A 15,070-nucleotide genomic window follows, 5' to 3' on the forward strand; every position below is an offset into this window, starting at 1 on the left:
ATATTTGATTAAAGGAATAAAAAAAGCTCATACTAAATTAGAAGGAGTGATAAAATTATGCCATATATTACTGACATATATGCAAGACAAGTATTGGATTCAAGAGGTTTTCCTACTATTCAAGTTGAAATAACAACAGAAAGCGGTTTTCAAGGTAGTGCTATCGTTCCTAGCGGTGCATCAACTGGAAAATATGAAGCATTAGAATTACGTGACAATGACGAAATGCGCTATTTAGGTAAAAGTGTCTTTAAAGCTGTCAACAATGTAAATGAAACAATCAACCGGCTATTAAAACAAAAAAGTGTTTTAAATCAACGCGAAATCGACTTAGCAATGATTCGCTATGATAATACTGAAAACAAATCCAAATTAGGAGCTAATGCCATGTTAGCAGTATCTTTAGCTGCAGCTAACTGTGCTGCTAATTATCTCGATATCCCCTTATATCGTTATTTAGGCGGTTGTAATGCAAAAATATTACCAACGCCAATGATCAACATTATTAATGGAGGTTCCCATGCAACAAATTCATTAGACTTTCAAGAATTTATGATCATGCCGATTAGTGCTAATTCTTTCTATCAGGCAATGGAAATGGCAACAAATGTTTTCCATACTTTAAAAAACATTCTTAAAAAAAGCAATCTAGCGACTTCAGTCGGTGATGAAGGTGGGTTTGCTCCAAATTTAGAAAGCAATGATGATGCTTTAGATTTGATTATTAAAGCAATTAAAGAATGTCATTTAGAACCTGGTAAAGATATCGCTATTGCTTTAGATGTAGCCTCTAGCGAACTGTATCATGATGGTATCTATACAATTAATGGTCATGATTATACAAGTGAAGAACTAATCAAATATTATGAACAATTGATAAATAAATATCCTATTATTTCAATCGAAGATGGTTTGGATCAAGAGGATTATGAAGGCTGGAAAAAACTTACTAACAGGCTAAGTGATAAAATTCAATTAGTAGGTGATGACTTATTTGTTACAAATACCAAAAGATTACAGGCAGGCATTGATGGACACTATAGTAACAGTATTTTAATTAAACTAAATCAAATTGGTACTTTAACAGAAACAATAGACTGTATTGAATTAGCTCGTAAAAATAATATTGCCCCTATTATCTCTCATCGTTCTGGAGAAAGTGAGGATACTTTTATTGCTGATTTAGCAGTTGCTTTAAATATTGGTCAAATCAAAACAGGCTCAATGTCCAGAAGTGAACGTATTTGTAAATATAACCGGCTTTTAAAAATCGAAGATGATTTAGCTGGCAGTTCTTATTATCAAGGCAAAATAAATAATAAATAAAACGACTTATTGCAATTAAGTCGTTTTTTATATTAATGAATAAAACAATTTGATTTTTGTTATAAAATTTGTCATACTTATAAAAGCAGCCAACAAAACAATTTATTTCTCTATATATTAAATCACTATTTAGTAGTGATATTATTAAAGGAGGAAAAAAATGTATTCAATTGCAATTTGCAATAGTGATAGATTAGATTTGTCACTACTGTCGCAATATGTGGAACTATGGCTTAATCAGCATAAAGAAGTTGATTGGAAAATAACTACATTTTTACAAGTTGATGAACTAGTCGAGATGATTGATAAAAAGAAATATTTCGATCTTTATTTACTCGATATCACCTTACCCGATATTAATGGTATTGAACTTGGACGAATAATTCGCAAAAATAACAATGATAGCCCTATCATTTATATAACATCATATCCTGATTTTGCATTAGAAGCTTATGAAATCCACGCTCTTAGATATATTACTAAACCAATAAATACCGATGAATTATATTCAGCATTAGATCTTGCATATATGTTATTTTGTAATCAACCCGTAAATACAATTTTAATTAAAGAAAATGATTCACTTACTAGTGTAGTAATCGATGATATCATGTATATCGAAAATAAAATTCGCAGCACTACCTACACATTAAATAATAATAAACAAATCATAAGTATTCGGCGTACTGGCTCTTTTGAACAAGCACTGGGACCGCTATTACAGATACCATATTTTATTCAAACACATAAGTCTTTTTTTATAAATTTAAAATATGTCAATGCTTTGCACTCTAATGCTGTTACAATGGATGATGATAAAAAGATTCCCATTAGTCGAAAACATGTCTCGTCCGTTCGAACAAATTATTTGAATTTTATATCTCAAAAAGGTCATTTAGTGTAATTTAATAATATTAGCCAAAAATTTAATTTTATTTTCTTATAATACATTAACATATTAAGATATAAATGACAAATTTTTACATTAGTTTCATTTGACTATCAAATACTAACTAACATAAAAACAAAAGATCTTCAAACCATTTCTATACATCTATAATAATAAAAAAGATATAACTTAACAAATGTAAATTGTCTATATTTGTTAAGTTATATAATATCCACTATCTATTTTATAAATTAAAAATCATAACTTCTCTATTTGCTTTAACCTTAAAAATTGCTGAATACACATTTTACTCTTCAAATAAATAAAATTAAAAATTCATTACTTAACACTTAAAGTATCAAGACATCTTCTTTATAACACATAAAAAAACAATCTTTTCAAATAATAATTTTAAAGCTCAAACCTTCACTAAATACAGTGATTTTTTTTGTGCAAAATTGCCCCTAATCAAGCAAAACTGACACATAAGCTAAATTTATTATATGATAAAATACTTAATGTATGTAAATATACATACTAATCACGTTATCAAAAGTGGAGAATGTTTATAAAGAGAAATATAGGTTGGCTGCAAAAACTATATTTTGCTATTAATTAAAAACTGCATATTTAATACCAAGATGTTTTATTAATCAAAATATTAAAAAGCAATATTATTACATTTCTCCACTCACGTGATTAAATATTAACTAATGTTAATTATGGGCCATTTAACATTGTTAATCAATGATATTGCTTGTAATGATAAAAACTTTAATTTATATGATAAAATTCATGTAGTTCATAGTTATGCAGTCTTATTTATATAAAAATATCGCTATCTAGCGATATTTTTATTTGTCTTTTTTTTACAATAAATGAAAGTAATAATTACAATAATTCCTAATATTCCTATCATGATATATGGCAGGTTTTGTTCAATTGCTATTTCTTTTTTAGAAGAAATAATCTTAGTATCTTTATTATCAGTAATATTTCCATCAAATTCATCACTACGAACACAGTAAACCACATATCTTTGATAATTATGACGATAAGGATGACATGTAATCAATGTAATCATATCTTTATCATCTTGAATTAATATTTGTTTACTTTCACTAGGATAAATTACTTTTATTTTGGAAACATTATACTCTAATTGTTCCCAAAAATTTTGAATAATTATTTTATCACCTATTTCTAAATCTTCAATATCTCTAAAAAAAGGTGCTCCTTGATAACCACGATGTCCAGCCAAAACACAATTACTATTTTTTCCACCAATAGGTAAAGAAGTGTTCCCCAAATTAACAATTCCTTTTGCCATATTTTCCTTAGTTGCCCCTAAATAAATCGGTAATTCAAGATTCATTTTAGGAATTGTAATCGTCGCAATTACATCATTTTTATAATCATAATTATTTAATGTAAACTCTTCTTGTTCAAAAGTCCAGGCATCACTTATATCAGATTGTCCTGTTAAATATAAATTTTGATTATATTGATACATTTCTTGATATAATGGATCCGATTCTTTAGGTTGAGAAGATATTTCAGTAGCTTTAAATTCATTAATTGTCGTCTTGATGTCATTACTTATCAACCAGGAAGAAATTTGTGGATACAAGAAAATTCCCAATCCTACAAAAAAGCCAACAATTGTAAGTATAATTAGAAATTTCCTTAACATTAACGTTTCCTCCTTACCTTTCTAGTTATTCTCTTTGCCACAAAAACAATAACCAAAATGACAACGATCACACCTACACCGCTAATAATCGATTTAATATATTCTTTAAACCAAATATCATCATTACTTTTATTAGCCTCTTTTTTCTCATCATCAGGATTATATTCGACTCGATGACCTCGAACTAATAAACGATGACTATTTATTCCAAATGGTGTACATGTTACTAGTGTAACATAGTCCTCACCCTTAGTAATTCTTAAGTCATCAGTCTCTGTAGGTTTTACTACTTTAATATTATCGACTTCATACGCTAAAACTTCATCCAACACATAAATATAAAATAGATCACCTTTTTCTAGATCAACTAAATTAGTAAATAAATCAGCTGAAGAAAGGCCAGAATGAGCTGATAAAACTGCATGACTGTCGACTCCACCAATTGGTAGAGAAGTTCCTACTAAATGTCCTACCCCTTTAAGCATATGTTCTTGATCAGTACCATGATAAATTGGCAAATTAACGCCAATACGAGGAATTTTAATATATCCCATAACTCCATCATTTGTAAAGTTCAAGATTTCATAATACTGCTCGTCTGCCATACTAATAGCATTAGGATCAAACGGATCGGATAAAATCACTGTCTGATTAAGTTTACGATTATAAGTAAGGGCTAATTCTTTTTCTTGAGCAATCTTTTCTTCATCGCTATCAGCGACCTCTTTTTGATATTCATTGATGACATCCATTTGACTCCTTTTAGCATACATATTACTAACTAAAGGATATAAACTAATTGCTAGGCCAGCTATAAATCCAATTATTAATATTATTTTAACTACTCTTTTCTTCACAGTAACATCCTTTATGTAAATAAAGAACTACCAAAGTAGTTCTTTATTTAATTAATTTTCTTTTTTTCTTAACTTAACAAATACTGTTATCATACTTGCCATAATCAAAATACCACCAACAGTAAACATCCAAGTACCAGCACCACCAGTTTTTGGTAAATTGAATCCTTTAGTATTAGCGAATCTTGTTACGACAACTTTACTAATTGAACCACCATTTTCAATAGCAGTAGTTTCTGCAATTACAGTACCATTTAATCTATATTCAACATCACCTGTTTCTAAATCAGCATCGATTTCCAATTTAGCTCTACCATCTAAAATTTGATATCCTTCAGGTGCTTTTGTTTCTTCTAGATAATAAGTTCCAGCTTCTAATCCAACGAAATATGCAAGACCATTTTCATCAGTTTCAACTAAACCATCACCACTAACAACTCCATTTTCATCATATTCATAAGCCGCAATTACATTTCCAGCTTCATCTTGTAATTCGAAAGCTGCACCAGCTAATTTTGTATTTTCATTTTCAGCATCATATTTTAAAATCTGAAGACCATAAGTGTAAGTTTTTGTTTCATCCCAAGGTTTAGAAGTTTGCCCAGTAGTTGGATTGTTAGTATATTCTAATGTAACTTCATTAGGGTTTTCGCCACCACCAATAACTGCATTTTCATTAATTACAGCATAATAATTTAATTGTAAAGTATTATAAGCCATGATATTTGGATAAACAAAATTTATTGTCATCGTCTTACCATCTGCACTGTATGATACAGTATAGTCAGTATCTTTAACTAATGTTTTTTCATTACCAGCAAAATCAGCCACAACGATACTAAGTTCATCTTGACGAGTAAAATCTAATCCCGCACTTAATGTATCGGTAATTGTATATTTAATTGAACTTAAAAGTGTAGAAGCATCATAATGTGGAATTGCTGTATCTACTTGATATTCAAGAACATCACCAATATTGTTTGTACTTGTATTAACTAATTCGAATTCTTCCCCATTTTGTTTACGAATATTTTTATCTAATGTTACAGGTTCATCTTTAGGTTCTATTACTAAATCAAAATTCCATTTAGCATCACCACTATCATCTTTATCAACGTATGGTAAAGGAACTAACATTGATTTTGAAGCTACACTAGCAGATGAAGCTGTAGTTCCAGTTTCAACAATAATATATAATCCTAATTCTAAACCACTAGCTGTAGCAGAAGCTCCTTCAGCATCTGCACATGCAATCGTTGCAGCTGGATTTATATCATTAGTATTAATAAATGCTTGTACATCAGTTGTAAAATTAGATGTTGCTTCAGTAATTGGATCTTCAATACTTGATAAATTACCATCATTATCAAATATTTTAATATTTAACTGATTAGGCATTTTAGCAATATCATCAATACTATATTTTCCATTTTCACCAATTAAACCAGTAAATGCATTATTTACAGTATAATTATAAACATTAGTTTGTCCTTGTTTATAATTAGCATCTAAAATTTTATAAATACTAAATGTTGATCCTCTTTTTGAAATCGTAATTGATCCTGAAGTTTTACTAGAATCAATTACTGGGTTGTTCTTAGTATCAACCTTTTCACTTGCTCCTGCAGGCATCATTAAAGCAAATGCCATTAGGAAAACAATAATTGTACTAAATAATTTCTTCATATTTTCCTCTCCTCATTCATATTTAATTTTTTTTATTATTTAATTTTTTTATCAATATGGCCATAAATCCCATAATCGCAATTCCTAAAGACGCAATTCTTGCAGTTAAAGTAGCACCAGTATTAGGCAAATTGACACCAACTTTATCAGAAATTGTGAATGTTATAATTTTTGTATCATCAGAAAAAGTGCTCTCAATGCCATTAATATCTGTAGTATCATATTCAAATGGTACACTAAACTCAATAACTTCTGTTATGAGTTCATATCCAGGGGGAGCTTCAATTTCTCTGATCATGTATTGACCTTCGCTAAGTTTTTCAAAATAAGCCAAGCCATCATCACCAGTAGTTGCAGTACCAACACTATCCCACTGTTCTTGCTCATTAAGCTTAAATAACTCAAACGAAGCTCCTTTTAATACTTCTCCATTTTTACTATCTATTTTTTTAACTTTTACATTAAAAGATTCATTAATTATGGTATAACCTTCTGATTGATCACCACTAATCAGATTATCGTTTTCATCATTATCAGCACTGATCTTAAAAGTATTTTTAGAAGCATCAACTACTACTGTCCAGGTCGTTTCTGGTACTAAATAACCATCAGGTACAACAATTTCAGTTATTTTATAAGTGCCAGTATTAACATTTTCGAATACTACTTTTCCATCTTCACCACTAGTAACTTCTTTGCTCCAGCTACATCCTTCATCTGTCAAATAATCACCACAATCAGTATGGGGATCAGTACATTGACTATACCCGCCATTGGCATCTTTACAATGTTCAGTATGCTTATGTGTACACTCTAATCTAAATACTGCTCCAGCTAATGGCGTTTGAACAACTTCGCCTGTACCATCTAAACCGCTACCATTTTTCGTAAACTCAACATTAGTAACTGGTCGTGGATCTGATGTAAGCAATTCTTTATGATATACAAAGAAAGCTTTGATATTAACTTCACCATCAATAATTCCAGGTGCATCATTATTACCTTTATTAGAATTGATCCAATCAGCAACTTCTTGAGCAGTAGTAAAGTTTACTCCATCCTGAGGCCCTGTAATTGTTTTATAAGCCTGTGTATCTCGATCAAAATAAGTAATCTCAAGATGATCTAACGCATAATTAGGATCCTCAGATATATTAACTTCAACATTATTCGAATATCGATCTATGTATACAGTATCTGGATCTTCTTGAATAGTTCCAGCATTAATATTTAAATCTTTATCACCACCAGAAACACTTATTTCTCGCTGATCATCAATAACACTAAAGCTAATTTTACTTTCATTAATTAAATAGCCTTCGGGTGCCTCAAATTCTAATAGATAATATTCACCAACCGGCAACGTATCATCAATCCAAAATTCACCATTATCATCAGTAATATATTCTTTATCAGAAACTCTTTCATTCGTCAAAGCATCATATAAATAATATTTGGCACCAACAACTTTTTTACCACTATAATCACAAGTAGCAGACTTAGTAACTTTGATATCAACTTTAACTTCTTTTTTAGCTTTGACCGGCATGTATATCCGTGAAGTAAAATTTGTCATGTAATTAAATGTTATACTATCAGGGTCAAGTCGATTTGCTACATCACCAATTGGTGTATTTTTATAATAAGAGATTCTACTGCTCTCATCGATTCCTAAACCAGCATAAACGACTCCGCTTTGTTTTATGTTTATAATCTGTAAATTACTATTTTCCAGTTCAGGATAATTTATACTAGTCTCTCTGTTCGTTGTATTATACTCAATTCGCGTAATGTGAATAGTTTCACTATCACTTCGAAAGCCATCAGAAAATTTAATTTCTTTACCATTTTCTTCCAAAATTGGTAAAGTGATATTTTTAGTAACAGACCAATTATTCTCGTTGTTTTCTTTAATCGCTACTATATCATCAGTAGAAATTTCTGGAGGCTGTTCAGCAGTAAAAGTTAATCCTAGTCTTCCTACTGAGTCTCCATATTTTTGAATAGGATTACCTGATAAATTTATTTCTAGGTTCCTTCTATTTTTAAACCAAACTGGTTCGTCACTAAATGCGGAAGGCAAATCAGCAATACTCATAATATAATCTATTGTAATTGGTGTTAAATCTGTAATACTATTTTTTATATCTGGATTAGAACTATCTTCTCTATTGCTCAAATCTACACTTTTAGCATTTCTTAACCATTCAATTCCATAAATACTTTCAACGCCTCGATTAGATGCATCAATATCTCCAGTATACTCACCAAGTATTTCTCTAACATTTTTAGATTCATCACCGAAATAATTATTTTCAACAAAAGCATCATATATAGCAGTTGCAAAATTTATATCTTCTACACCAGCGTCCATGATTTGATTTATCCCATTATCTCTATTCACACTATCTATCGGGCCCTGAGGAATAGTGACATCAGCAGATGATAAAACCGTAATAAAAGAAAATAATAAGGCTCCCACTAATAAAAGGACTAACGATCGTTTTACCTTGTTCATACTCTCCCTCCTTTCATTTATATTTTATTTAAAATAAATAACTGCATTGATAAAAACTTGATCAACTAATATTTAATTTTTGATAATAAAATATTATTTATAAAATGCAATATTAATTAATCATATCTATAATAACATTTTATACTAACTAAATAACTTTTTTTCTCAAACATATAATAATTACACTTTAAAACAAAGGATTTTGTAAAAATATTACTACTAATCTTCTTAATATTAATTTTATAGAAAATTTACATTAGATATGATAAACTATCTATGCATATAATTATAGAGGGGGGATTTATATCATGTATAAAATTGTTCTATACAGTGACGAACGTAATCTACTTGAACCTATTGTTGAAGTTTTTAAAGAATATTTACCTAGATTATCAGAATCTCATTTTAAAATCCTTAAATTCTATTCATCATTAGAATTGAATGAATTTAATGAACAAGAAAATATCGCTGATATTTATTTTTTAAATATATCAAATAAAAATATTGAAAACAGTTTATCTATAGGTAAAAGAATTCGTCAACTTAATCCGTATGCATTTATAATTTACATTACTAATATTAATACATATCAAGATGATTATTTAAAAATACTACCATTTGCAATTTTACCAAAACCGGTTTCAAAAAAACAGCTTTTTGCGCTACTTTCAACTATTTTTAAATTATTAAAAAATGCTGAGCTTAGCTTATTAGAAATTAAAACCAAAAAAGGTACCGTTACTATTGACCGTCGCCTAATAACATTTGTAGAATATGAAAATCATCATCTATTTATTCATACCAAAAATGGTTCTATCATTAAAAGTACTACAATTAGGACTTCTTTTAAAAAATGGATGGAACCATTATTAAAATACGAATCCTTTATCTCACCACATAAATCATATTTAATTAATATGGATTATGTTCAAAAAATCATGAACGATCATACCTTTGTAATGCAAAGACAAGAAATTATTCCTATTTCTAATCAATCTTTTAAACAAATTAAAGCAAAATATCTTAAATACATAAAAAATAATTATGCTATCAACAATATCAAAAAAATTACTGACCATTCATATTAAATAAATGTTAAAATTTATCTTATCTAGAAAATATTTTAAATTAGCATTTATTTTATATGTTTTTATTAATACATTAGCTTTAGGATATTTAGGAATCGAAAATAATATTTTAGCTGTAATGATCATTATTTGGGCATTAATAATTTTTATCAATGATTTAACACATAATGAAATAAGTATAAATAAGAATAAAATACTTATTTATACTTATGGCATGATTTTGTTTTTAGCAACTATTCGTAACCAAAAATACAGTGATTTTAAATCTTACTTAATTGCTATCATGCAATTAATAGTTTTTACTTTAATTTTTAGTAACAAAAAAAATACGACTAAAACTACTATCAAAGAAGAAATACAAACAATTATTCCCTTTACTAATGTCTTAGTTGGAATTGCCAGTGGAATTTCTTTGATCATGTATTTATTTAATTTTTATGATACTAAAAACGGTTGGATGATCGGTGTCTCTGGGGAGCGTTTATTTGGGGTTTATTTTAATTGTAATCCTGCTGCTTTTTTAGCTTGTATTACGATTTTATTGGCTATTTATGCAATTACAAATAATTATAAATATAAAAAAATTTATTATTTTAATATCATCATTCAATTTATCTATATTATTCTTACTAAATGTCGTAGTGCTTTAATCATTTTAGCAGTTATATTAACTGCGTTGATATATTATTTTTTTATTAAAAAGAAAAATTATCGAAAAATCAAAAAAATCTTCGTTTTATGCAGTACTTGTATTTTAATTGTTTTTAGCAGTTTATTGATTGATAAAGGAATTTCAACGATTTTTAATAATTCAAGTGAATTACAAGAAGAAAGTCGTTTTCAATTAGAAAAAATATATGAGGCTACGATTTCTCTATTAAAAGGTGATACGTCTAAAACAATTGAACTACTTGATCAAGTTAGTAGCGGCCGATTAGAATTACTGAATACTTCATTTGAAGTTTGGCAAATTAGTCCTATTATAGGTATTGGTGCTAATAATTTTAGAAAAATGGGAATGGCAGAAACTGCTGGTACTACGATTCAAGGAATTCAAGTCGTTCATAGTCATAATGAATTTATTGAATCTTTAGTTACAACTGGTATTATTGGGTTTTCTTTGTTTGTCGTTTTCTTTATTTCTTGTTTTAAAAAACTTAGTAATTTATTAAAAGCTTATCATGATAAAAAAGAGTATTTTAATTTATTATTGTTTTGTTTAATTATCATTAGCGAAGTTATTGGTGGGATGTTTGATTATGGTGTCTTTTATGTCTATTCTCTTTCTACTGTTATTGCTTGGAACTTTTTAGGCTATTGCTGCTTAAATGAGCAACTAAATAAATAACCAAAATGCATCAGCACTTTGGTTATTTTTATTTTAAAATATTTTATTAATATTTAATTAAATTAATGAACTTATTACTCATTGAAAGGATCTTCAACTTCAGTTTCCTCTATTTCCTGAACATCATTATCAGAATTATCATTCTGATTAGCTTGACATCCAGTTACTGTAAAAGCAATAAGAAATATTATCAATAAAAGGATCTTTCTTCTATTCATCTTTCTTCCTCTCTGTTATCCAAATGGATCTTCTAAATTTTTTTATAAAAAATTTTATCACTAAAGAAACGTATAATATACACATAAATAAGTATATCTATATAACTTCATTATTTCTTAATATTCTGATTTTCTCAAAGATAAATAACATTCATAAAAATATATCGTATCTAAAATATGATTTAATTGATTTACTCATAATAAATTTTACTATCTTTTACCTTTATAATTAAGTCACAGCAGGCAATAGCAGCATTCCTATGAGAAATACACAATACCGTTTTTTGTTGGAAATTCTTTAAATTATCTAATAATTTCTTTTCAGTATCACCATCTAAAGAAGCAGTACATTCATCAAGTAACAACACTGGCGCTTCACTAATAATTGCTCTAGCTACAGCAATGCGCTGTCTTTGTCCTTCTGAAAGACCAATACCTCTTTCTTTTAATACCGTATTTATTCCTTCTGGTAATTCATCGATTACTTCCTTTAAACAGGCTATTTCTATAGCCTGTTCAATTTGCTTATCAGAAGCATTTTGATTACCAAATAAAATATTCTCTTTGATCGTTCCTGATAAAATCATATTACCCTGGGGAACATAAGAAAACATATTTCTTGTTCCAGCATCAATCATAATTTGATCATCATGTGTTTGAATAAACAGCTTTCCACTATTTAATTTAATTAGACCCAATAGCAGATGAAATAACGTTGTTTTTCCATTACCAGATTCCCCTGTAATAGCAATAACATTTCCTTTTGGAATGAAAATGGAAACATCCTTTAATACTTCTTTATCATCATAAGAAAAATTACCATTTTCTAAAACAATTCCTTCAAACTGTTCATAAAAACTTTTTATATTTTCAATTTTATGATCCTTACTTTCATCTTCCAAATTCTCAATTTCCATTAAACGCGCAGCTGAAGCAATCATACTATCGTAACGAGGAATCAATCCTGAAACATTACGAAATGGTGCTTTGATTTGGTCAATGATCTGTAAAAAAGCTGTCAACGTCCCAAAAGTTAAAAGGCCTTGAGAAATTTGAATCGCGCCCCAGCCAAGTGCTACATAATAACCAGTTGTCATCATTACGTAAATACTAGTACTAGCAAGATTGCTTATTGCATTTTGCTTGACCCTTAGCTGATAATTATAATTTTGTTTTTCTTCTAACTGCTCTTTTATTGAATCTTCATTTACAAACGATTTAATTACGATTACATTTTCAATACATTCTTGCATAAATGAACGCGCTATTCCCTGCGATTTCTGTACCTCTTTATGAAGAAAACGGAATCTTTTACTATAAAGACGGCTGCATATAACAGTAATCATTCCAATTATTAAAATAATTAACGTAAATTTAGCATCTATTGTAAACAAAACCCAAATTCCTGCAATAATTTTAGTAAACAAAGAAAACATCTGTGGAATAAAACCAACAATTCCACCGGCTACGATTTCAATGTCACTTGTAAAACGATTCATTAATTCTCCGGAATGCAAAGTTATGATTTCCTGATATTCTTTATGTAATAGTGTCGTTAAAAGATATTCTTTCATGCTGTTTTCAATTTTTGCTTGTGAGCGCACCCGACAATTATTTGAAATAATATTAGCTACAGCTTGAAAAGCAATGATTCCAAACAAAAATACACAAGTATTTAAAATTGAACCTGTAGTACTTTTGGTTGCGATATCTAATATTTTTTTGGATACTACGGCAATCAAAATAAAACTTCCTGAAATTGCCATACTAATTATTGTTAACAGTCCTACCATCCATAAATATCTTTTACTACATTTATATATCCATTTTATTGTTCCATTTTTTTTCATCATTTCTGTCCTTTAACTCATTAATCTTCTAGACAGATGATTTCTGTCAACTATTATTCATCTATCAAATTATCTTTTCTTAATTTTTCAATAAATAAAGTAATATCTTCTTTAGCCTTTTCTATGCTTATTTCATATTTTTCCAACATTAAAGACAATATCTCATCTTCATTTTTACCAGCTTCTAATTGTTGCCAAATAAAAGCACCTGTTTGATTAAGCTGAATCATCCCTTGAAACTCATTTTGATTATTGACCGGAACGACTACATAATTATCTGCTAATTTTCTAATTATAAATCCAGGTTTTATCTTCATTATTTCATCACCTTTCTTAGTTCTTTTTATTTGATAAAGTCTCATCATTATCAAATCCCACTTTTTTTAAAACTTTATCTGTTTCTTTCATGCCTTTTTTATTAAAGGGCATTTTGATTATTTTCACAAATTCACTATGTTCAAAAATAAACTTAATTACACCACGGTGAATCCAGGCAAATGGTAGTAAAAACGGAAACTTATTTAAATATGTATATTTAGACTTCATATTCTTTAAACTAGGAAAAACTAGCCCATGTAACATTTTGACTCTGTTTTTTATGATCCTGTTTGTTTTATTTCCATCTTTCAACATCTGATTATTCAAACTATTTTGAACAGTACCATAAGCACCACTATTAATAATACAATTGATTAAATCATCATTTTCGAATTGATAATCATCATCAAAACAATTGGTTATTAAAATCTTTATTTCTTTTTCAAATTTCAATAAACCTGCTTTTTCTAAATTTGTCTCAATATAATTCCGATTACAGCGAGCCTCTAATTTATCTTCAAAAATTATAAAATCCAGCAGCATCCTAATTCCAATTCCACCATGTATAAAATGTTTTGCTAGATGTCCGACCATAAAAAGATAATAATCATCAATATTCATCTCATAAGCATATTCACTATTAGCTGTTTTAGTACAACGTTGCCAAACTGTATCAAATAATGCATTTAAAACATCATTATCACTGTAACAGCTGCGATGCATTTCAACAGTTAGATGAGGTCTTTTGAAATAAATATCATGATGACCTCCAAGGGCATATATTTGATAATCAATTTCCAATAGTGCCTGTTTTACTAATTCTGTCTTTTCTTCTTTAAATAAAATATCTAAATCTGTTAAAAAGCGCATATCTGGTGAAGGATAATAGTTCTTAAGAATACTGCCTTTTAAAGGCACATTTTCAATTCCGCATTCCTCAAACTTTTTTTGAATCTGCTGCAATTCAAAATGCTGATTAGCTTCTCTAACTATGCCTTTTTGCATTGCCAGTTTAAATTGTTGATAGATGTCTTTAGGCATATTTGTCTGCTCATTTGATAAATAGCCAATAATATTATTAATGCGATGATACTTACATAATTTATGTATGTAATTCCAATCTAATCCTTCTTCTACTGTTAATGAATAATTATCGTTTAATACTGCTTTTAACATTTTAAAAATATATTTGTGTTCTCTTGTCTTATTCACTATAACCTCCAATTTACACGAAATAAAAGTTATTAAAATGACTAACTTTTAAGATTTATTGTTTTTA

At 28.5% G+C, this 15,070-nt stretch carries 12 protein-coding genes; 4 read left to right on the forward strand and 8 right to left on the reverse strand.

The window, feature by feature from the left end:
- Positions 1 to 57 precede the first annotated feature (57 nt).
- Positions 58 to 1,326 (forward strand): phosphopyruvate hydratase, encoded by a 1,269-nt coding sequence (gene eno / locus OC535_RS05570; RefSeq protein WP_498823354.1) that lies wholly within the window; start codon positions 58 to 60, stop codon positions 1,324 to 1,326.
- Between the two features lie 160 nt (positions 1,327 to 1,486).
- Positions 1,487 to 2,230: a LytR/AlgR family response regulator transcription factor gene (locus OC535_RS05575; protein WP_227052694.1), complete on the forward strand. Its 744-nt coding sequence runs from the start codon at positions 1,487 to 1,489 to the stop codon at positions 2,228 to 2,230.
- 823 nt (positions 2,231 to 3,053) lie between these two features.
- Here the strand turns inward: OC535_RS05575 and OC535_RS05580 are convergent.
- The 4 genes from OC535_RS05580 to OC535_RS05595 are packed head-to-tail and all read right to left on the reverse strand — an operon-like array spanning position 3,054 to position 8,969.
- Positions 3,054 to 3,908, reverse strand: a complete 855-nt coding sequence (locus tag OC535_RS05580) for a class C sortase (protein ID WP_227052695.1) — start codon at positions 3,906 to 3,908, stop codon at positions 3,054 to 3,056.
- Positions 3,908 to 4,765, reverse strand: coding sequence for a class C sortase (locus OC535_RS05585; protein WP_024720636.1), 858 nt, complete (start codon positions 4,763 to 4,765; stop codon positions 3,908 to 3,910). Before OC535_RS05585 ends, OC535_RS05580 begins: the two co-directional genes overlap by 1 nt.
- A gap of 51 nt (positions 4,766 to 4,816) precedes the next feature.
- Complete coding sequence (locus OC535_RS05590) at positions 4,817 to 6,451, reverse strand: SpaH/EbpB family LPXTG-anchored major pilin (protein ID WP_498823356.1); 1,635 nt, start codon at positions 6,449 to 6,451, stop codon at positions 4,817 to 4,819.
- A 22-nt stretch (positions 6,452 to 6,473) separates the two neighbouring features.
- Positions 6,474 to 8,969, reverse strand: a complete 2,496-nt coding sequence (locus OC535_RS05595; RefSeq protein WP_498823357.1) for a SpaA isopeptide-forming pilin-related protein — start codon at positions 8,967 to 8,969, stop codon at positions 6,474 to 6,476.
- A gap of 308 nt (positions 8,970 to 9,277) precedes the next feature.
- Here OC535_RS05595 and OC535_RS05600 point away from each other — a divergent pair, with 308 nt between their 5' ends.
- Together OC535_RS05600 and OC535_RS05605 are read left to right on the forward strand one after the other, a co-directional pair.
- Positions 9,278 to 10,057, forward strand: coding sequence for a LytR/AlgR family response regulator transcription factor (locus OC535_RS05600; RefSeq protein ID WP_024720638.1), 780 nt, complete (start codon positions 9,278 to 9,280; stop codon positions 10,055 to 10,057).
- A gap of 4 nt (positions 10,058 to 10,061) precedes the next feature.
- Entirely contained in the window at positions 10,062 to 11,405 is a 1,344-nt protein-coding gene (locus tag OC535_RS05605; protein ID WP_498823358.1) for an O-antigen ligase family protein, read from the forward strand.
- Positions 11,406 to 11,479: 74 nt separating this feature from the next.
- Here OC535_RS05605 and OC535_RS05610 read toward each other — a convergent pair whose 3' ends face one another.
- The 4 genes from OC535_RS05610 to OC535_RS05625 all read right to left on the reverse strand — a co-directional run bounded on the left by OC535_RS05610 (position 11,480) and on the right by OC535_RS05625 (position 15,003).
- The gene (locus OC535_RS05610) at positions 11,480 to 11,623 is read right to left on the reverse strand and encodes a hypothetical protein (protein WP_227052700.1); all 144 of its coding nucleotides are present in this window, start codon (positions 11,621 to 11,623) and stop codon (positions 11,480 to 11,482) included.
- Between the two features lie 191 nt (positions 11,624 to 11,814).
- Entirely contained in the window at positions 11,815 to 13,473 is a 1,659-nt protein-coding gene (locus OC535_RS05615; RefSeq protein WP_227052701.1) for an ABC transporter ATP-binding protein, read from the reverse strand.
- A gap of 53 nt (positions 13,474 to 13,526) precedes the next feature.
- Positions 13,527 to 13,790, reverse strand: a complete 264-nt coding sequence (locus OC535_RS05620; protein WP_498823359.1) for a PqqD family protein — start codon at positions 13,788 to 13,790, stop codon at positions 13,527 to 13,529.
- Between the two features lie 16 nt (positions 13,791 to 13,806).
- On the reverse strand, positions 13,807 to 15,003 hold the full coding sequence (locus OC535_RS05625; protein WP_498823360.1) for a nucleotidyltransferase domain-containing protein: 1,197 nt from the start codon (positions 15,001 to 15,003) through the stop codon (positions 13,807 to 13,809).
- Positions 15,004 to 15,070 lie beyond the last annotated feature (67 nt).

The organism is Clostridium sp. Marseille-Q5894 (assembly GCF_946902305.1).
GTDB lineage: Bacteria > Bacillota_I > Bacilli_A > Erysipelotrichales > Coprobacillaceae > Thomasclavelia.